This window comes from Pseudomonas sp. ANT_J28 (genome assembly GCF_008370005.1).
Classification (GTDB): Bacteria; Pseudomonadota; Gammaproteobacteria; order Pseudomonadales; family Pseudomonadaceae; genus Aquipseudomonas; species Aquipseudomonas frigoris.
This window is the reverse complement of record NZ_VOBM01000016.1, coordinates 86,381-103,882: the sequence shown is the minus strand read 5'-3', so window position 1 is coordinate 103,882 and position 17,502 is coordinate 86,381. Positions and strand designations below refer to the sequence as shown.

The 17,502-nt window shown below is 58.7% G+C and carries 15 protein-coding genes; 14 read left to right on the top strand and 1 reads right to left on the bottom strand.

Translation table 11 applies throughout. The features are described from left to right. Positions 1 to 23: 23 nt before the first annotated feature. The 12 genes from fabZ (at position 24) to ispD (ending at position 14,527) form a co-directional block, all read left to right on the top strand. Positions 24 to 464 (top strand): 3-hydroxyacyl-ACP dehydratase FabZ, encoded by a 441-nt coding sequence (gene fabZ / locus FQ187_RS13885; protein ID WP_007907157.1) that lies wholly within the window; start codon positions 24 to 26, stop codon positions 462 to 464. Next, positions 461 to 1,237, top strand: a complete 777-nt coding sequence (lpxA, locus tag FQ187_RS13880; protein WP_149629926.1) for an acyl-ACP--UDP-N-acetylglucosamine O-acyltransferase — start codon at positions 461 to 463, stop codon at positions 1,235 to 1,237. Before fabZ ends, lpxA begins: the two co-directional genes overlap by 4 nt. A 2-nt stretch (positions 1,238 to 1,239) precedes the next feature. After that, the gene (gene lpxB / locus FQ187_RS13875; protein WP_149629925.1) at positions 1,240 to 2,370 is read left to right on the top strand and encodes a lipid-A-disaccharide synthase; all 1,131 of its coding nucleotides are present in this window, start codon (positions 1,240 to 1,242) and stop codon (positions 2,368 to 2,370) included. Positions 2,371 to 2,381: 11 nt separating this feature from the next. Further along, positions 2,382 to 3,008 carry a ribonuclease HII gene (gene rnhB, locus FQ187_RS13870; RefSeq protein ID WP_178122720.1) on the top strand — a complete coding sequence of 209 codons (627 nt, stop codon included), beginning with the start codon at positions 2,382 to 2,384 and terminating at the stop codon, positions 3,006 to 3,008. A gap of 83 nt (positions 3,009 to 3,091) precedes the next feature. After that, positions 3,092 to 6,613 (top strand): DNA polymerase III subunit alpha, encoded by a 3,522-nt coding sequence (dnaE, locus tag FQ187_RS13865; RefSeq protein ID WP_149629923.1) that lies wholly within the window; start codon positions 3,092 to 3,094, stop codon positions 6,611 to 6,613. Positions 6,614 to 6,763: 150 nt separating this feature from the next. Continuing rightward, on the top strand, positions 6,764 to 7,711 hold the full coding sequence (locus FQ187_RS13860; protein WP_046046293.1) for an acetyl-CoA carboxylase carboxyltransferase subunit alpha: 948 nt from the start codon (positions 6,764 to 6,766) through the stop codon (positions 7,709 to 7,711). A gap of 131 nt (positions 7,712 to 7,842) precedes the next feature. After that, the gene (gene tilS, locus FQ187_RS13855; protein ID WP_149629922.1) at positions 7,843 to 9,171 is read left to right on the top strand and encodes a tRNA lysidine(34) synthetase TilS; all 1,329 of its coding nucleotides are present in this window, start codon (positions 7,843 to 7,845) and stop codon (positions 9,169 to 9,171) included. A 274-nt stretch (positions 9,172 to 9,445) separates the two neighbouring features. Beyond that, positions 9,446 to 11,077 carry a CTP synthase gene (locus FQ187_RS13850; RefSeq protein WP_149629921.1) on the top strand — a complete coding sequence of 544 codons (1,632 nt, stop codon included), beginning with the start codon at positions 9,446 to 9,448 and terminating at the stop codon, positions 11,075 to 11,077. Positions 11,078 to 11,082: 5 nt separating this feature from the next. Beyond that, positions 11,083 to 11,928, top strand: a complete 846-nt coding sequence (kdsA, locus tag FQ187_RS13845) for a 3-deoxy-8-phosphooctulonate synthase (RefSeq protein ID WP_149629920.1) — start codon at positions 11,083 to 11,085, stop codon at positions 11,926 to 11,928. Between the two features lie 156 nt (positions 11,929 to 12,084). Then, positions 12,085 to 13,374 (top strand): phosphopyruvate hydratase, encoded by a 1,290-nt coding sequence (gene eno / locus FQ187_RS13840; RefSeq protein WP_149629919.1) that lies wholly within the window; start codon positions 12,085 to 12,087, stop codon positions 13,372 to 13,374. Between the two features lie 170 nt (positions 13,375 to 13,544). After that, positions 13,545 to 13,823, top strand: a complete 279-nt coding sequence (gene ftsB, locus FQ187_RS13835; protein WP_008028992.1) for a cell division protein FtsB — start codon at positions 13,545 to 13,547, stop codon at positions 13,821 to 13,823. Then, entirely contained in the window at positions 13,820 to 14,527 is a 708-nt protein-coding gene (gene ispD / locus FQ187_RS13830) for a 2-C-methyl-D-erythritol 4-phosphate cytidylyltransferase (RefSeq protein ID WP_149629918.1), read from the top strand. Before ftsB ends, ispD begins: the two co-directional genes overlap by 4 nt. Here the strand turns inward: ispD and FQ187_RS13825 are convergent. Beyond that, positions 14,524 to 15,420, bottom strand: a complete 897-nt coding sequence (locus FQ187_RS13825; RefSeq protein ID WP_149629917.1) for a LysR substrate-binding domain-containing protein — start codon at positions 15,418 to 15,420, stop codon at positions 14,524 to 14,526. The genes ispD and FQ187_RS13825 overlap by 4 nt on opposite strands. 107 nt (positions 15,421 to 15,527) lie before the next feature. Between FQ187_RS13825 and FQ187_RS13820 the strand changes: the two genes are divergently transcribed. Continuing rightward, positions 15,528 to 16,640: an S-(hydroxymethyl)glutathione dehydrogenase/class III alcohol dehydrogenase gene (locus tag FQ187_RS13820; RefSeq protein WP_129441645.1), complete on the top strand. Its 1,113-nt coding sequence runs from the start codon at positions 15,528 to 15,530 to the stop codon at positions 16,638 to 16,640. A gap of 8 nt (positions 16,641 to 16,648) precedes the next feature. Continuing rightward, on the top strand, positions 16,649 to 17,494 hold the full coding sequence (gene fghA, locus FQ187_RS13815) for an S-formylglutathione hydrolase (protein ID WP_149629916.1): 846 nt from the start codon (positions 16,649 to 16,651) through the stop codon (positions 17,492 to 17,494). Positions 17,495 to 17,502: the final 8 nt, after the last annotated feature.

Below are 17,502 nucleotides of genomic sequence, written 5' to 3'. Positions count from 1 at the left end.
CTTTACATAGGCTTCCCCCCGAAATGATGGACATCAACGAGATTCGCGAATACCTGCCTCACCGTTACCCGTTCCTGCTGGTGGACCGGGTCGTGGATCTGGATGTGGAAGGCAAGCGCATTCGCGCCTACAAGAATGTCAGCATCAACGAACCCTTCTTCAATGGTCACTTCCCCGCGCATCCAATTATGCCGGGCGTATTGATCATCGAAGCGATGGCTCAGGCTGCCGGGATCCTTGGTTTCAAAATGCTCGACGTGAAACCGGCCGACGGCACCCTTTATTACTTTGTTGGCTCCGACAAGCTGCGCTTCCGCCAGCCGGTGTTGCCGGGCGATCAACTGATTCTGGAAGCCAAGTTTCTGAGCTGCAAGCGTCAGATCTGGAAGTTCGAGTGCCAGGCTTCGGTCGATGGCAAGCCAGTCTGCTCTGCTGAAATCATCTGTGCGGAACGCAAACTATGAGTTTGATTGACCCTCGCGCAATCATCGATCCGACGGCTATCCTGGCCGACGGCGTCGAGGTCGGCCCTTGGTCGATCATCGGTGCAGGTGTGGAAATCGGCGAGGGGACAGTGATCGGGCCGCATGTGATTCTCAAAGGCCCGACCCGAATCGGAAAGCACAACCGCATCTACCAGTTTTCTTCGGTAGGTGAGGACACGCCCGATCTGAAATACAAGGGTGAAGAAACCCGTCTGGTCATTGGTGACCACAACGTCATCCGTGAAGGCGTGACGATTCACCGTGGGACCGTTCAGGACCGTTCTGAAACAACCCTGGGCGATCACAATCTGATCATGGCCTATGCCCACATCGGCCACGACAGTGTCATCGGCAACCACTGCATCCTGGTCAACAACACCGCGTTGGCGGGCCATGTGCACGTTGAAGACTGGGCAATCCTGTCCGGTTTTACCCTGGTTCACCAGTATTGCCATATCGGCGCCCACAGCTTTTCCGGTATGGGCACGGCTATCGGCAAGGACGTGCCGGCGTACGTTACGGTGTTTGGCAACCCGGCCGAAGCTCGCAGCATGAACTTCGAAGGCATGCGTCGTCGCGGTTTCAGCGAAGATGCGATCCACGCGCTACGTCGTGCCTACAAGGTGGTTTATCGCCAGGGCCTGACGGTCGAACAGGCACTCGCCGAACTGGCCGAGCCTTCGGATCAGTTTCCGGAAGTCGCGCTGTTCCGTGATTCCATCGAGTCTTCGACCCGCGGCATCACTCGTTAATCATGGCTAATCTGCGTATAGCGCTGGTGGCGGGTGAGGCTTCCGGCGACATTCTTGGCGCGGGTCTCATGCGCGCACTCAAGGCTCAGCACCCGGCCGTCGAGTTCATCGGTGTCGGCGGTCCGCTGATGCAGGCCGAAGGCCTGACCTCGTATTTCCCGATGGAACGTCTTTCGGTCATGGGCCTGGTGGAAGTGCTGGGCCGATTGCGTGAGCTGATGGCTCGCCGCAAGAAGTTGATCGCCGACCTGATCGCCGAGAAACCGAATGTGTTTATCGGTATCGATGCCCCGGACTTCACCCTCAATATCGAACTCAAGCTGCGTCAGGCCGGGATCAAGACCGTGCATTACGTTAGCCCGTCGGTTTGGGCGTGGCGGCAGAAACGGGTGCTGAAGATTCGCGAAGGCTGCGATCTGATGCTGACGCTGTTCCCGTTCGAAGCGAAATTCTATGAAGAGAAGGGCGTGCCGGTGCGGTTTGTCGGGCACTCCCTGGCTGACGCGATCCCGCTTGAAGCCGATCGCGCCGCCGCGCGGGCTGAACTCGGCTTGCCTGACGGGCCGTTGGTCGCACTGATGCCCGGCAGTCGCGGTGGCGAAGTTGGCCGTCTCGGTGCGTTGTTCCTCGATACGGCCCAGCGTCTGCGGGCCCTGCGCCCTGGTGTGCGGTTTGTCATGCCTTGCGCCGGCCCCGAGCGCCGCAAGCAACTTGAAGAGCTGCTGGCGGGCCGAGATCTGCCGCTGACATTGCTCGATGGTAAATCCCATCTGGCCCTGGCAGCCTGCGACGCGGTACTGATTGCCTCCGGAACGGCGACCCTGGAAGCGTTGTTGTACAAACGGCCGATGGTGGTCGCGTACCGCTTGGCACCGCTGACGTTCTGGATTCTCAAGCGCATGGTGAAAAGTCCCTACATCTCCTTGCCGAACCTGCTGGCCCAGCGCCTGTTGGTGCCCGAGTTGCTGCAGGACGATGCGACGGTTGAAGCCTTGGCCCAGACGCTGTCGCCACTGATCGAAGGCGGTGAAGAACAGACCCGCGGCTTCGATGAAATCCACCGTACCTTACGTCTGGACGCCTCCAATCAGGCGGCGGACGCGGTGCTGAACCTGATCGGCAAAACACAATGAGCAAAGCAAGCATTCAGATGGGCCTGGATTTCACCCTGGTCGCCGAAGTTGAAGATCTGGTCGCCGGCGTTGACGAAGTTGGTCGCGGCCCGCTTTGTGGTGCAGTGGTGACCGCCGCGGTGATCCTCGATCCGAACCGTCCGATTCTGGGCCTGAATGATTCGAAGAAGCTCACCGAAGCACGCCGCGAAAAACTCTACGAAGAGATCTGCGAAAAAGCCCTGAGCTGGTGCATTGCTCGCGCCGAAGTCGAAGAAATCGACGAGCTGAACATTCTCCACGCCACCATGCTGGCCATGCAGCGCGCGGTCGAAGGCCTGCACATCACACCGAAACTGGCGATGATCGATGGCAATCGTTGCCCGAAGCTGTCGATGCGCGCCGAAGCAGTGGTGCAAGGCGATGGCAAGGTACCGGCCATCGCTGCCGCGTCGATTCTGGCCAAGGTCAGCCGCGACCGCGAGATGGCAGCGTTCGAATTGATTTACCCGGGGTATGGCATCGGTGGCCACAAAGGCTACCCGACGCCGGTTCATCTGGAGGCGCTGGCCCGCTTGGGGCCAACGCCGATTCACCGCCGCTCGTTCGCCCCGGTACGCCTGGCTTACGAGGCGCGGGAAAACCTGATCGAGAGTTAGTCGCAAGGCTGATGTTTTTGCCACGGCCCGGTACAATCCGGGCCTTGTTGTCTTCACGTTTCTAGTTTCTAGACAGGATCACTATGCCGGCTTCATTCGTTCATCTACGCCTGCACACTGAGTATTCCCTGGTCGACGGTCTGGTGCGGATCAAACCGCTGGTCAAGACCCTGGTCGGCATGAACATGCCTGCCGTAGCGGTCACGGACCAGAACAACATGTGTTCCCTGGTCAAATTCTATAAAGCCGCCATGGGTGCCGGGATCAAGCCGATCTGCGGCGCCGACCTCTGGCTGTCGAACAAGGATCCAGATAACGCTCTGAGCCGGATCAGCCTGCTGGCGATGAACGCTGTGGGTTATCGCAACCTCACCGAACTGATCTCTCGCGGCTTCATCGACGGCCAGCGCAATGGCTCGGTCATTATCGAACGCGAGTGGGTGGCCGAAGCCAGCGAAGGCTTGATCATGCTGTCGGCGGCGAAAGAAGGCGAGATCGGTCTGGCGATGCTCAGTGGCAACCCGGCCGAAGCGGAAAACCTGGCACGTGAATGGATGGCCGTGTTCCCGGATCGTTTCTATCTGGAGATCCAGCGCACCAACCGCCCCAACGACGAAGAACAGTTGCACGGTGCCGTAGCCCTCGCTGAAAAAATCGGTGCGCCGCTGGTCGCGACCAACGACGTGCGCTTCATCAAGCAGGAAGACTTCGCCGCTCACGAAACCCGCGTTTGCATCGGTGAGGGCCGCGCCCTCGATGATCCGCGGCGTTCGAAAAATTACAGCGATCAGCAATACCTCAAAAGCGCCGAGGAAATGGCCGAGTTGTTCAGCGACATTCCCGAAGCGCTGGAAAACACCGTCGAGATTGCCAAGCGCTGCAACATTGAAGTGAAGCTGGGCACTCACTTCCTGCCCAACTTCCCGATCCCCGATGGCATGACCATCGACGAGTATTTCCGCAAGGTTTCCTTCGATGGTCTGGAAGATCGCCTCAGCGTTCTGCTGCCCAAGGACACCACCGAAGACTACGAAACCAAGCGTCAGGTCTACGTCGACCGGCTGAATTTCGAGCTGGATATCATCATCCAGATGGGTTTCCCCGGTTACTTCCTGATCGTTATGGACTTTATCCAGTGGGCCAAGAGTAACGGCGTGCCGGTAGGTCCAGGCCGTGGATCGGGTGCCGGGTCGCTGGTGGCCTACGTGCAGAAGATCACCGACCTTGACCCGCTGGAATATGACCTGCTGTTCGAACGTTTCCTTAACCCGGAACGGGTATCCATGCCCGACTTCGACGTCGACTTCTGCATGGACGGTCGCGACCGTGTAATCGACTACGTGGCCGAGAAATACGGCCGCAACGCGGTAAGCCAGATCATCACGTTCGGTTCCATGGCGGCCAAGGCTGTGGTCCGTGACGTAGCGCGGGTGCAGGGCAAGTCCTACGGTTTGGCGGATCGTCTGTCGAAGATGATCCCGTTCGAAGTCGGCATGACCCTGGAAAAGGCTTACGAACAGGAAGAAATCCTGCGTGACTTCATCAAGGTTGATGAAGAAGCCGCGGAAATCTGGGAAATGGCCCGCAAGCTTGAAGGCGTTGTACGTAACGTCGGTAAGCACGCCGGTGGTGTTGTTATTGCCCCGACCAAGTTGACTGACTTCTCGCCGATTTATTGCGATGAGGCCGGTGATGGTCTGGTCACCCAGTTCGACAAGGATGACGTTGAGGCGGCGGGTCTGGTGAAGTTCGACTTCCTAGGTCTGCGGACCCTGACGGTCATCGACTGGGCGCTGAAAACCATCAACCGCGATCGCGCCAAGGTCGATGAGCCGCCGCTGGACATCGCGTTCATCCCGCTGGATGACAAGCCGACTTATCAGTTGCTGCAAAAAGCCGAAACCACCGCGGTGTTCCAGCTTGAGTCGCGCGGCATGAAAGAGCTGATCAAAAAGCTCAAGCCCGACTGCCTGGAAGACTTGATCGCACTGGTGGCCCTGTTCCGTCCGGGCCCGTTGCAATCGGGCATGGTGGACGACTTCATCAACCGTAAGCACGGCCGCGCCGAACTCGCGTACCCGCACTCGGACTACCAGTACGAAGGCCTCAAACCGGTTCTGGCACCGACTTACGGCATCATCCTGTATCAGGAACAGGTGATGCAGATTGCCCAGGTCATGGCCGGTTACACCCTTGGCGGCGCGGACATGCTGCGTCGAGCCATGGGTAAGAAAAAGCCCGAGGAAATGGCCAAGCAGCGCGGCGGCTTCATTGAAGGTTGCACCGCCAACAATATCGACGCCGACCTGGCCGGTAACATTTTCGACCTGGTAGAGAAATTTGCCGGTTACGGCTTCAACAAATCCCACTCCGCTGCTTATGGCCTGGTGTCATACCAGACCGCTTGGCTGAAAACGCACTACCCTGCGCCATTCATGGCCGCGGTACTGTCGGCGGATATGCACAACACCGACAAGGTCGTGACCTTGATCGAAGAAATTCGCACCATGAAGCTGCGTCTCGACGCGCCGGATGTGAATACTTCGGAGTTCAAGTTCACGGTGAATGAGGAAGGCCGGATTATTTACGGCCTCGGCGCGATCAAAGGTGTGGGCGAAGGTCCGGTGGAAGCCATCACCGAGGCGCGTCAGGAAGGTCCGTTCAAGGATCTGTTCGATTTCTGCGCCCGTGTCGATCTCAAACGTATCAACAAGCGCACCCTGGACGGTTTGATCCGCAGCGGTGCGCTGGATCGTCTGGGGCCTTACTTCCATGACGAGCAGAAAGCCTATCAGGCCAACATCGACCGCAACCGCGCGGTCTTGCTGAACGCCATGGAAGGGGCGATCAAGGCGGCCGAACAAACCGCGCGTACCAAAGACAGCGGTCACGTCGATCTGTTTGGCGGCTTGTTCGTCGAAGAAGACGCCGATGTCTACGCCAATCACCGCAAAGCCAAGGAACTGACGCTCAAGGAGCGCCTGAAAGGCGAGAAAGACACCTTGGGTCTGTACCTGACCGGTCACCCGATCGACGAATACGAAGGTGAGATCCGCCGTTTCGCCCGTCAACGCATCATTGACCTGAAACCGGCCCGTGATACCCAGACCGTCGCCGGCATGATCATCGCCCTGCGAGTCATGAAGAACAAAAAGGGCGACAAGATGGGTTTCATCACCCTCGACGACCGCTCTGGACGGATCGAAGCGTCGCTGTTCGCCGAAGCATTCCATTCGGCGCAGTCGTTGTTGCAGACCGACGCGATGGTGGTGGTCGAAGGCGAAGTCAGCAACGACGATTTCTCCGGTGGCTTGCGGCTGCGGGTCAAGCGGGTGATGAGCATGGAAGATGCGCGCACCAACCTGGCCGAAAGCCTGCGCTTGAAGTTGCAGACCCAGGATTTGAAAGGCGATCAGCTACGCTGGCTCGGTGAGTTGTTCAAGCGTCACCGTGGCGCGTGCCCGATCACCATGGAATACACCAGTCCCGATGCGAAGGCCTTGCTGCAGTTCGGCGAGACCTGGCGGATCGACCCGGCGGATGCCTTGATTCAAGCCCTGCGTGACCAGTTCGGGCGAGACAACGTCTTCCTCCAATACCGTTGACGGTCAGGTGCCGCTCTTCCAAAAGAGAGCAGCTCTGATCTCGACCCGATTTTTAATCTCGACCTGAACGCGCCTCTCCCTTAAGGTAGGGCGCGAATAGACAACCGGCCGGCCCAAGCTCTCTTGGAGGTCGACCCAAGACGGACGCCTATGAACCCGAATTTTCTAGATTTCGAACAGCCGATCGCCGACCTGCAAGCCAAGATCGAAGAGTTGCGCTTGGTCGGTAATGACAATTCGCTGAATATCGGCGATGAGATCTCCCGCCTGCAGGACAAAAGCAGCACGCTGACCGAAGACATCTTCGGCAAGCTGACCAGCTGGCAGATCGCGCGTCTGGCGCGTCACCCGAAACGTCCGTACACCCTGGACTACATCGAACACATCTTCACCGAGTTCGATGAACTGCACGGCGACCGTCACTTCTCCGACGACGCTGCGATCGTCGGCGGCATCGCCCGTCTGGACGACCAGCCGGTGATGATCATCGGTCACCAGAAAGGCCGTGAAGTGCGCGAGAAAGTTCGCCGCAACTTCGGCATGCCGCGTCCGGAAGGCTACCGCAAGGCTTGCCGCCTGATGGAAATGGCCGAACGTTTCAAAATGCCGATCCTGACCTTCATCGACACCCCGGGTGCTTACCCTGGTATCGACGCTGAAGAGCGCAACCAGAGCGAAGCGATTGCCTGGAACCTGCGCGTCATGGCACGCCTGAAAACCCCAATCATCGCCACCGTGATCGGTGAGGGTGGTTCCGGTGGTGCTCTGGCGATCGGCGTTTGCGATCAACTGAACATGCTGCAGTACTCGACTTACGCGGTGATTTCGCCGGAAGGTTGCGCCTCGATTCTGTGGAAGACCGCCGAGAAAGCGCCGGACGCTGCTGAAGCCATGGGCATCACTGCCGAACGCCTCAAAGGCCTGGGTATTGTGGATAAAGTAATCGGCGAGCCTCTGGGCGGCGCGCACCGTAATCCGGCCGCTGCGGCTGCATCGATCCGTGCCGAGCTGAGCTCGCAGCTGGCGATGTTGAAGAAGTTCGATAACGAAGCGCTGTTGGCTCGCCGTTACGAGCGCCTGATGAGCTACGGTCTCTGATCTGACCTCGGCTTTAATGTGGGAGCGGGCTTGCTCGCGAAGACGGTGTGTCAGTCAACGATGATGTTGAATGTGATGGCCTCTTCGCGAGCAAGCCCGCTCCCACATTTGTTTTGTGCGAAGTGATCGATATGAGTCAGCCCATGATTGATCTGCCTGCCAAGTTCCTGCTAAATCTTGCTCCGTGGCGCAACGCCCCGACCTGGCACGTCGCCTTCTCCGGTGGTCTCGACTCCACCGTTCTGCTGCACCTTCTCGTACACCTCGCAAAAACCGAATCCCTGCCGGCGCTAAACGCCATCCATGTTCATCACGGCCTTCAGGCTGTGGCTGATGCGTGGCCGGACCATTGTCAGTCGGTCTGTGATGCGCTGGGTGTGCCGCTGCAGGTTGTTCGCGTACAGGTTCAACCCGGCGCCAGTCTTGAGCGTGCAGCCCGGGATGCGCGATATGCCGCGTTCATCGAGGCGACTCAGGCCAATGAAGTGTTGATGACCGCCCAGCACCGTGACGATCAGGCGGAAACGTTGTTATTCCGGCTGTTGCGTGGGGCAGGGGTGAGGGGATTGTCGGGGATGCCACGCCAGCGCCCGCTCGGTAAAGGGCAGCTGCTGCGGCCATTGCTTGATGTCACGCGGGCTGAACTTGAAGCCTATGCGGCGGAGCATCGGCTGAGCTGGATCGAAGACCCTTCGAACCAGGATCGGCAATTCTCGCGAAATTTCCTGCGCCATCAGGTATTCCCGGTATTGACCAAACGCTGGTCACAAGCGGTAACGACCATGGCCCGCAGCGCTGCACATCTGAGTGAAGCGCAGGGATTGCTCGATGAACTTGCGCAAATCGACCTGGCCGGCGCCAGCACTGCCAATGATTTTGATTGGCTGGGATTGCCCTCCCTGGAACTGGGGGCATTGGAAATGCTGTCCTCGGCTCGTCAGCGCAATGCGTTAAGTCATTGGCTCGAACCGCTGACGCGACTGCCGGACAGTGACCATTGGTCGGGTTGGGAGAATTTACGTGATGCCACCGGCGATGCCTGCCCGATCTGGCGGCTGGCGGATGGCGAACTGCATCGGGCGGGTGGGCGTATCTGGTGGTTGTCCGGCAGTTGGTTGCGCACGTCGCCCGCCGTCGGAAACTGGCCCGACCCCTCGCTATTGCTGGTGTTGCCGGACAACGGCGTGCTCACGCTCACCGGCCAAATCCCCGATGGCCTGCTGCATATCCGCTATCGTGAGGGAGGTGAGGTGATGAATCTGCCCGGTCGCGGCCATCGCGATCTGAAGCGATTGCTCAACGAAAGCGGCGTGCCGGGTTTCGCCCGTGGCAGATTGCCGCTGCTCTACCGAGACGAGCAATTGCTGGCGGTGGCCAACCTGCGGGGCTTGGACGGCAGTGCAAAGGACCGTTGGAATTTGCATTGGCAGCCGCCGACCGAAGATCAAGGTTTGAGCTGAAAGGGGCTTTCCGGTAGACTACGCTCCCTTCTTGATACAACTTCTGTGGATTCGCCTGAATTGCAGGAGTTGCCGATTACCAAGCAGTCTTTGCTGGGCGATTCCAAAAAATGTGTAGCGAGCAACGTACCGGTGTTTCATCTTCCGGTCTGTCCCAACGCGGCGGTTTTTTTGAAAGGTGCACTGTGATTAATGCAGGTGATCGGGGGCTTCGGCCTTCCTTCGCTTTCCCCGGCGGCTCGGACCGCTTTAACGCAGACTTCTAGGGTTTTTCATGACGCGCTACATATTCGTCACGGGCGGTGTTGTTTCTTCATTGGGGAAAGGCATCGCATCGGCTTCATTGGCGGCCATCCTGGAGGCGCGGGGACTTAAGGTCACCATGCTGAAGCTGGACCCGTACATCAACGTTGACCCGGGCACCATGAGCCCGTTCCAGCACGGTGAAGTGTTCGTCACCCACGACGGCGCCGAGACCGACCTGGACCTGGGCCACTACGAGCGGTTCATCCGCACGACCATGACCCAGAACAACAACTTCACCACCGGCCGTGTCTACGAGCACGTCCTGCGCAAAGAGCGCCGTGGTGATTACCTGGGCGCCACCATTCAGGTGATCCCGCACATCACCGACGAAATCAAGCGCCGGATCATCAAGGGCGCTGGCGATGCCGACGTGGCCATGGTCGAGATCGGTGGCACCGTGGGTGACATCGAATCCCAGCCGTTCCTCGAAGCGATCCGCCAATTGCGTTTCGAAGTCGGTGCCAAGCGCGCGATGCTGATGCACCTGACGCTGGTGCCGTACATCGCCACTGCCGGCGAAACCAAAACCAAGCCTACTCAGCACTCGGTCAAGGAACTGCGTTCCATCGGCCTGCAGCCTGACGTGCTGGTCTGCCGTTCCGATCACCCGATCGACATCTCCTCGCGTCGCAAGATCGCTCAGTTCACCAACGTTGAAGAACGTGCGGTGATCGCGCTGGAAGACGCCGACACCATCTACAAGATCCCGGGCATTCTGCACTCCCAGGGCCTGGATGATTTCGTCGTCGAGCGTTTCGGCCTGCAATGTGGCGGTGCCGATCTGTCCGAGTGGGAAGCCGTGGTCGACGCCAAGCTCAACCCTGAGCATGAAGTCACCATCGCGATGGTCGGCAAGTACATGGAATTGCTGGACGCCTACAAGTCGCTGATCGAAGCGATGAGTCACGCCGGCATCAGCAACCGCACCAAGGTCAACCTGCGCTACATCGACTCCGAAGACATCGAAAACCAGGGCACTGCGCTGCTGGAAGGTGTCGACGCGATTCTGGTACCTGGCGGCTTCGGTCTGCGTGGCGTGGAAGGCAAGATCACCGCCGTTCAATACGCTCGCGAAAACAAGGTTCCGTACCTGGGCATCTGCCTGGGCATGCAAGTGGCCGTGATCGAGTTCGCTCGTAACGTGCTGGGCTGGAAAGACGCCAACTCCACCGAGTTCGATCGTGCCAGCGGTCATCCGGTCGTGGGTCTGATCACCGAGTGGGAAGATGCTACCGGCGCAGTCGAAACCCGTACCGAAGCGTCCGATCTGGGCGGCACCATGCGCCTTGGCGCTCAGGATTGCCTGCTGGAGCCAGGTTCCCTGGTGCACGATTGCTACGCCAAGGACGTGATTGTCGAGCGTCACCGTCACCGCTACGAAGTGAACAACAACCTGCTACCGAAAATCATGGAAGCCGGTCTGAAAATCACCGGTCGTTCCGGTGATGGCGCCCTGGTGGAAGTGATTGAAGCCCCGGATCATCCGTGGTTCGTCGCTTGCCAGTTCCACCCTGAGTTCACCTCGACACCACGCGACGGTCACCCGTTGTTCAGCGGTTTCGTTAAAGCAGCTTTGGTTCAACACCAGAAGAAGGCGTAAATCCAATGGCCCAGAAGATCATCCGCGTAGGCGATATCGAGATTGCCAACGACAAGCCAATGGTGCTTTTCGGTGGCATGAACGTGCTGGAAAGCCGCGACATGGCGATGCAGGTCTGCGAAGAGTACGTAAAGGTCACCGAGAAACTCGGTATCCCTTACGTGTTCAAGGCCAGCTTCGACAAGGCCAACCGTTCCTCCGTGACCTCTTACCGTGGCCCTGGCCTGGAAGAGGGCATGCGGATTTTCCAGGACATCAAGCAAGCGTTTGGCGTGCCGATCATCACTGACGTCCACGAGCCTGATCAGGCCGCGGTCGTTGCTGAGGTCTGCAATATCATCCAGCTGCCGGCCTTCCTGTCGCGCCAGACCGACCTTGTGGTCGCGATGGCCAAGACCGGTACGGTGATCAACATCAAGAAGGCCCAGTTCCTCGCACCTCAGGAAATGAAACACATCCTGAGCAAATGCGTGGAAGCGGGTAACGATCAGTTGATCCTCTGCGAACGCGGATCGAGCTTCGGCTACAACAACCTGGTCGTCGACATGCTCGGCTTCGGCATCATGAAGCAGTTCGAATACCCGGTGTTCTTCGACGTGACCCACGCGCTGCAAATGCCCGGAGGTCGTTCCGATTCCGCCGGCGGTCGCCGCGCCCAGGTCCTCGATCTGGCGAAAGCCGGTATGAGCCAGTCGTTGGCCGGCCTGTTCCTTGAGGCCCACCCGGACCCGGACAACGCCAAATGCGACGGCCCTTGCGCCTTGCGTCTGGACAAACTGGAGCCATTCCTGGCCCAGCTCAAAGCTTTGGACGAACTGGTGAAGAGTTTTCCGACGGTAGAAACCGCGTAATCCTCATTTCTCCGGTAAAGTACCGCACGAATTAATGCTCAGGCCTTAGGGTCTGGGCCTTATCGTCCGCAAGTCTGCCCGCTGCACATCACTTGCCGGCGATACAAGATTTCCTTCAGCTGCGTCGTTTTCGTCAACTTTGGAGTGTTTACAACAATGGCAAAAATCGTCGACATCAAAGGTCGTGAAGTTCTCGACTCCCGTGGCAACCCCACCGTGGAAGCGGACGTGCTTCTCGATAACGGCATCATCGGCAGTGCTTGCGCGCCGTCCGGTGCTTCCACTGGCTCGCGTGAAGCGCTCGAGCTGCGTGATGGCGACAAGAGCCGTTACCTGGGCAAGGGCGTACTCAAAGCCGTCGCCAACATCAACGGTCCGATCCGCGACCTGTTGAAAGGTGCAGACCCAAGCGACCAGAAAGCGCTGGATCACGCGATGATCAAGCTCGACGGTACTGAAAACAAAGGTTCCCTGGGCGCCAACGCGATCCTCGCCGTTTCCCTGGCAGCCGCCAAGGCCGCAGCACAGGACCAGGACCTGCCGCTGTACGCTCACATCGCCAACCTGAACGGCACCCCGGGTGTTTACTCGATGCCGGTTCCGATGATGAACATCATCAACGGTGGCGAACACGCCGATAACAACGTCGACATCCAGGAATTCATGGTTCAGCCAGTAGGCGCCAAGTCTTTCTCGGAAGGTCTGCGCATGGGCACCGAGATTTTCCATCACCTCAAAGCCGTTCTGAAGGCCCGTGGCCTGAGCACTGCTGTTGGCGACGAAGGTGGTTTCGCACCGAACCTGGCCTCCAACGAAGACGCTTTGAAAGTGATCTCCGAAGCCGTGGCCAACGCCGGTTACAAGCTGGGCACCGACGTGACCCTGGCGCTGGACTGCGCTGCCAGCGAATTCTACGAAGACGGTAAATACAACCTGTCCGGCGAAGGTCAGGTGTTCACCGCTGAAGGTTTCGCTGACTACCTGAAAGGCCTGACCGAGCGTTATCCGATCATCTCGATCGAAGACGGTCTGGACGAGTCCGACTGGGCTGGCTGGAAAATCCTCACCGACAAGATCGGCGAGAAAGTCCAACTGGTTGGCGACGACCTGTTCGTAACCAACACCAAGATCCTCAAAGAAGGCATCGATAAAAAGATCGCCAACTCGATCCTGATCAAGTTCAACCAGATCGGCACCCTGACCGAAACCCTGGAAGCCATCCAGATGGCCAAGGCCGCTGGTTACACTGCTGTTATCTCGCACCGCTCCGGCGAAACCGAAGATTCGACCATTGCCGACCTGGCTGTGGGCACCGCGGCAGGCCAGATCAAGACCGGCTCCCTGTGCCGTTCGGACCGTGTTTCCAAGTACAACCAACTGCTGCGTATCGAAGAGCAGTTGAATGGCAAAGCCAAGTACAACGGTCGCAGCGAATTCCGCGGTTAATCGTTAACTGGTAAAAAGACACCGGATTGTGTCGGAAAAATCGCTCAGCGATGGATTTGCCACTAATCTGATGCCTTATCAGCACAAGCCTGGGTCTTCCAGGCTTCGTGCTATCAGAAGCTTCAAAGTTTTGGCATGGCTGTCTTTTTTCACTGGATACCTGATATTCGATGCGCAGTCCCAATTGGTTGTTCCTCGTTTTGCTCCTGCTGCTGGCTGGCCTGCAATACCGCCTGTGGGTGGGTAATGGCAGTCTGGCGCAAGTGGCCGAACTGACTCAGCAGATCGCAGATCAACACGCTGAGAACGAGGGGCTGCTTGAGCGCAATCGGGTGATGGACGCTGAAGTCAGTGAATTGAAAAAGGGCATGGAGACCGTTGAAGAGCGGGCTCGTCATGAGTTGGGCATGGTCAAGGACGGTGAAACCCTTTACCAGTTGGCTCAATGAACCCCTCGTTACCGGCCTTCTGGGCTGTAATTCCTGCCGCGGGCGTCGGTGCCCGTATGGCCGCGGACCGTCCCAAGCAATACTTGCAACTGGGTGGGCGCACTATTCTCGAACACAGCCTCGGCTGTTTCCTTGATCATCCTTCGCTGAAAGGGTTGGTGGTCAGTCTTGCTGTTGATGATCCTTATTGGCCGAACCTGGCGTGTGCTAGCGATCCGCGAATCCAGCGGGTTGAAGGCGGCTCCGAGCGTTCCGGGTCGGTACTCAATGCGTTGCTGCATTTGCATGCGCAAGGCGCTGACGATGAGGATTGGGTGCTAGTTCACGATGCCGCGCGGCCAAATCTGAGCCGTGATGATCTGGACAAGTTGCTGGGTGAACTCGCTGATGATCCGGTTGGCGGACTGCTGGCGGTTCCGGCACGCGATACCCTCAAGCGGGTCGACAAGCACGGTCGCGTGATTGAAACCGTGGATCGCAGTGTGATCTGGCAAGCCTATACGCCGCAGATGTTTCGCCTTGGTGCATTGCATCGGGCGTTGGCCGACAGTCTGGTGGCCGATGCAGTAATTACTGACGAAGCATCAGCCATGGAGTGGTCCGGCATGGCGCCGCGCCTGATCGAAGGCCGGTCCGACAACCTCAAAGTCACGCGCCCCGAAGACCTCGAATGGTTGCGCCAGCGCTGGTCTAACCGCCGCTAAGCTGCATACTCCGGCCTTAACGCCAACCCCTGCTTCAAATAATCCACCAACTTGCGCACCTTGGGTGACAGATGCCGTTGCTGTGGATAAAGCGCCCACACGGCAGTGTTCGGCGGTTGGTGGGCTTCCAGCAGCGAAATCAATTCGCCGTTTTTCAGATGCTCCAGCACGTAGTAGTCCGGCAGCTGACATAAACCCACTCCCTGTAACGCCGCATCCAGCACTGCTTGCCCACTGTTGCAGCGCCAGTTTCCCTGTACCCGCTGGGAAAATTCCCGCCCGTTCTGTTCCAGTTGCCACATGTCCGAGCTGCCAATGAGGCAGTTGTGGCGGCTCAGTTCCGACAAGCTATGCGGGCGGCCGTAGCGCTCCAGATAGGACGGCGATGCGCACAGGTACATGCGTCGTGGCGCCAGACGTGTCGCTACCAGCCGCGAGTCCTGCAGGCGACCGAGACGGATCGCCAGGTCCAGGCCTTCGTGGACCAGGTCGAGTTGGCGGTTGCTCAGTTCGATGTCGATGCGCAGTTGCGGATAGAGCCCCATGAAGCGCGTCACCAGCGGCACGATGAATCGTTCGCCGTACGCCACGGCGCAGGTCATGCGCAGCATGCCTTTCGGTTCACTGGTCAGGTCACCCACCGCGCGCAAGGCTTCTTCGCGGCCGTCCTGCAATCGCTGGCAATGTTGCAAAAATGTTTGCCCGGCTTCGGTCAGAGTGACCCGGCGGGTGCTGCGGTAAAGCAGGCGGGTTTGCAGGCGCTCTTCGAGGCGTACTATTTGTCGACTGATGTGGGAGGACGAAACCCCGAGGCGTTCCGCGGCAGCCGTGAACTGGCTGCACTCGGCCACGGCGACGAACTCGTCGATACCTTCCCAGCGGTTTTCGGACATCGAGGATTATCCCTGTATGGCAATAATGTTTTGCTTTTGCCCGGATTATTCATCGTCAGGCGGTGTATTACACTCCCTGTCTCGTTTTTATTCACTGGAGAATCCCCATGATCAAGTCGCGCGCTGCCGTTGCCTTCGAGGCCAAGAAACCCCTCGAGATCGTTGAAGTCGATGTCGCCATGCCCAAGGCCGGTGAAGTCCTGCTGCGAGTGGTTGCCTCCGGTGTCTGCCATACCGATGCCTACACGCTGTCGGGCGCGGACCCGGAAGGCATCTTCCCGTCGATCCTCGGTCACGAAGGTGGCGCGGTGGTTGAGGCGATTGGTGAGGGCGTGACCTCCGTCGCTGTCGGCGATCATGTGATCCCGCTGTACACCCCGGAATGCCGCCAGTGCAAATTCTGTCTGTCGGGCAAAACCAACCTGTGTCAGGCAATTCGCGCGACTCAGGGCAAAGGCCTGATGCCTGACGGTACTTCGCGCTTTTCCTACAAGGGCCAACCAATTTTCCACTACATGGGGACCTCGACGTTCTCCGAGTACACCGTGCTGCCGGAAATCTCCGTCGCCAAAATCCCAAAAGAAGCGCCACTGGAAAAAGTCTGCCTGCTGGGCTGCGGTGTCACCACCGGCATCGGGGCAGTTCTTAATACCGCCAAGGTAAAACCAGGTGATACCGTCGCCATTTTCGGCCTCGGCGGCATCGGTCTGTCGGCAGTGATCGGCGCCGTCAAAGCCAAGGCTGCGCGGATCATCGCCATCGACATCAACCCGGCCAAATTCGAGATCGCCAAGCAGTTGGGTGCAACCGATTGTGTGAACCCGAAAGATTTCGATCGTCCGATCCAGGAAGTCATCGTTGACATGACCGACGGCGGCGTCGACTTTTCCTTCGAATGCATCGGCAACGTCCAATTGATGCGTGCTGCTCTTGAATGCTGCCACAAGGGTTGGGGCGAGTCGGTGATCATCGGCGTCGCCGGTGCCGGCCAGGAAATCGCCACGCGTCCATTCCAGCTGGTGACCGGTCGCGTCTGGCGCGGTTCGGCGTTCGGCGGCGTGCGTGGCCGTACCGAGTTGCCAAGCTATGTCGAAATGGCTGAAACCGGCGAAATCCCGCTGGATACTTTCATCACCCACACCATGGGCCTGGAAGATATCAACAAGGCGTTCGACCTGATGCATGAAGGCAAGAGCATCCGTTCCGTCATCCATTTCTGAGGTCGGTCATGAGCCTGGAAAATATCTCCTGCCAGAAAAGCTTCGGCGGCTGGCACAAACGCTATCGGCACCGCTCCGATGTGCTCGGCTGCGACATGGTGTTTGCCGTGTACCTGCCGCCGCAAGCGGAGCAGGGCGGCAAACTGCCGGCGCTGTATTGGTTATCCGGCCTGACCTGCACCGACGAAAACTTCATGCAAAAGGCCGGCGCCATGCGCATGGCCGCCGAGCTGGGGCTGATCATCGTTGCACCGGACACCAGTCCTCGCGGTCCCGATGTGCCGGGTGATCCGGATGGCGCCTGGGACTTTGGTCTTGGTGCCGGGTTTTATCTGAACGCCACGCAGGAACCCTGGTCGCGGCACTATCGGATGCATGACTACGTTGTGCAGGAATTGCCCGCATTGGTCGAAGCCCATTTCCCGGCCTCGGACAAGCGCGGCATCAGCGGTCATTCCATGGGCGGCCACGGCGCGCTGGTCTGCGCGTTGCGTAATCCGGGACGCTATCAGTCGGTGTCGGCGTTCTCGCCGATCAACAATCCGATGGACTGTCCTTGGGGGCAGAAAGCCTTTTCCCGCTACCTGGGGGAAGACCGATCAAAATGGCGCGAGTGGGATGCCTGTGTCCTGATTGCCGAGGCGAACGAGAAGTTGCCGCTGTTGGTCGACCAAGGTGATCGCGACGATTTCCTGGCCACCCAGCTCAAGCCTGAAGCCCTGCAACAAGCCGCCAAACTGGCAGGTCATCCGCTGACGTTGCGCTTGCAGCCCGGCTACGACCACAGCTATTTCTTCATCGCAAGCTTCATTGATGACCACTTGCAGCATCACGCACGCGCCCTAGGCGCCTAATGCAGGTA

What these genes read in the sequence shown, in the direction of transcription:
- FQ187_RS13825 (WP_149629917.1), bottom strand. Translation starts at nt 15,420, where the DNA reads ATGTCCGAAAACCGCTGGGAAGGTATCGACGAGTTCGTCGCCGTGGCC.
- lpxB (WP_149629925.1), top strand. Translation starts at nt 1,240, where the DNA reads ATGGCTAATCTGCGTATAGCGCTGGTGGCGGGTGAGGCTTCCGGCGAC.
- FQ187_RS13820 (WP_129441645.1), top strand. Translation starts at nt 15,528, where the DNA reads ATGATCAAGTCGCGCGCTGCCGTTGCCTTCGAGGCCAAGAAACCCCTC.
- dnaE (WP_149629923.1), top strand. Translation starts at nt 3,092, where the DNA reads ATGCCGGCTTCATTCGTTCATCTACGCCTGCACACTGAGTATTCCCTG.
- fghA (WP_149629916.1), top strand. Translation starts at nt 16,649, where the DNA reads ATGAGCCTGGAAAATATCTCCTGCCAGAAAAGCTTCGGCGGCTGGCAC.
- FQ187_RS13860 (WP_046046293.1), top strand. Translation starts at nt 6,764, where the DNA reads ATGAACCCGAATTTTCTAGATTTCGAACAGCCGATCGCCGACCTGCAA.
- fabZ (WP_007907157.1), top strand. Translation starts at nt 24, where the DNA reads ATGATGGACATCAACGAGATTCGCGAATACCTGCCTCACCGTTACCCG.
- lpxA (WP_149629926.1), top strand. Translation starts at nt 461, where the DNA reads ATGAGTTTGATTGACCCTCGCGCAATCATCGATCCGACGGCTATCCTG.
- FQ187_RS13850 (WP_149629921.1), top strand. Translation starts at nt 9,446, where the DNA reads ATGACGCGCTACATATTCGTCACGGGCGGTGTTGTTTCTTCATTGGGG.
- eno (WP_149629919.1), top strand. Translation starts at nt 12,085, where the DNA reads ATGGCAAAAATCGTCGACATCAAAGGTCGTGAAGTTCTCGACTCCCGT.
- ftsB (WP_008028992.1), top strand. Translation starts at nt 13,545, where the DNA reads ATGCGCAGTCCCAATTGGTTGTTCCTCGTTTTGCTCCTGCTGCTGGCT.
- ispD (WP_149629918.1), top strand. Translation starts at nt 13,820, where the DNA reads ATGAACCCCTCGTTACCGGCCTTCTGGGCTGTAATTCCTGCCGCGGGC.
- kdsA (WP_149629920.1), top strand. Translation starts at nt 11,083, where the DNA reads ATGGCCCAGAAGATCATCCGCGTAGGCGATATCGAGATTGCCAACGAC.
- tilS (WP_149629922.1), top strand. Translation starts at nt 7,843, where the DNA reads ATGAGTCAGCCCATGATTGATCTGCCTGCCAAGTTCCTGCTAAATCTT.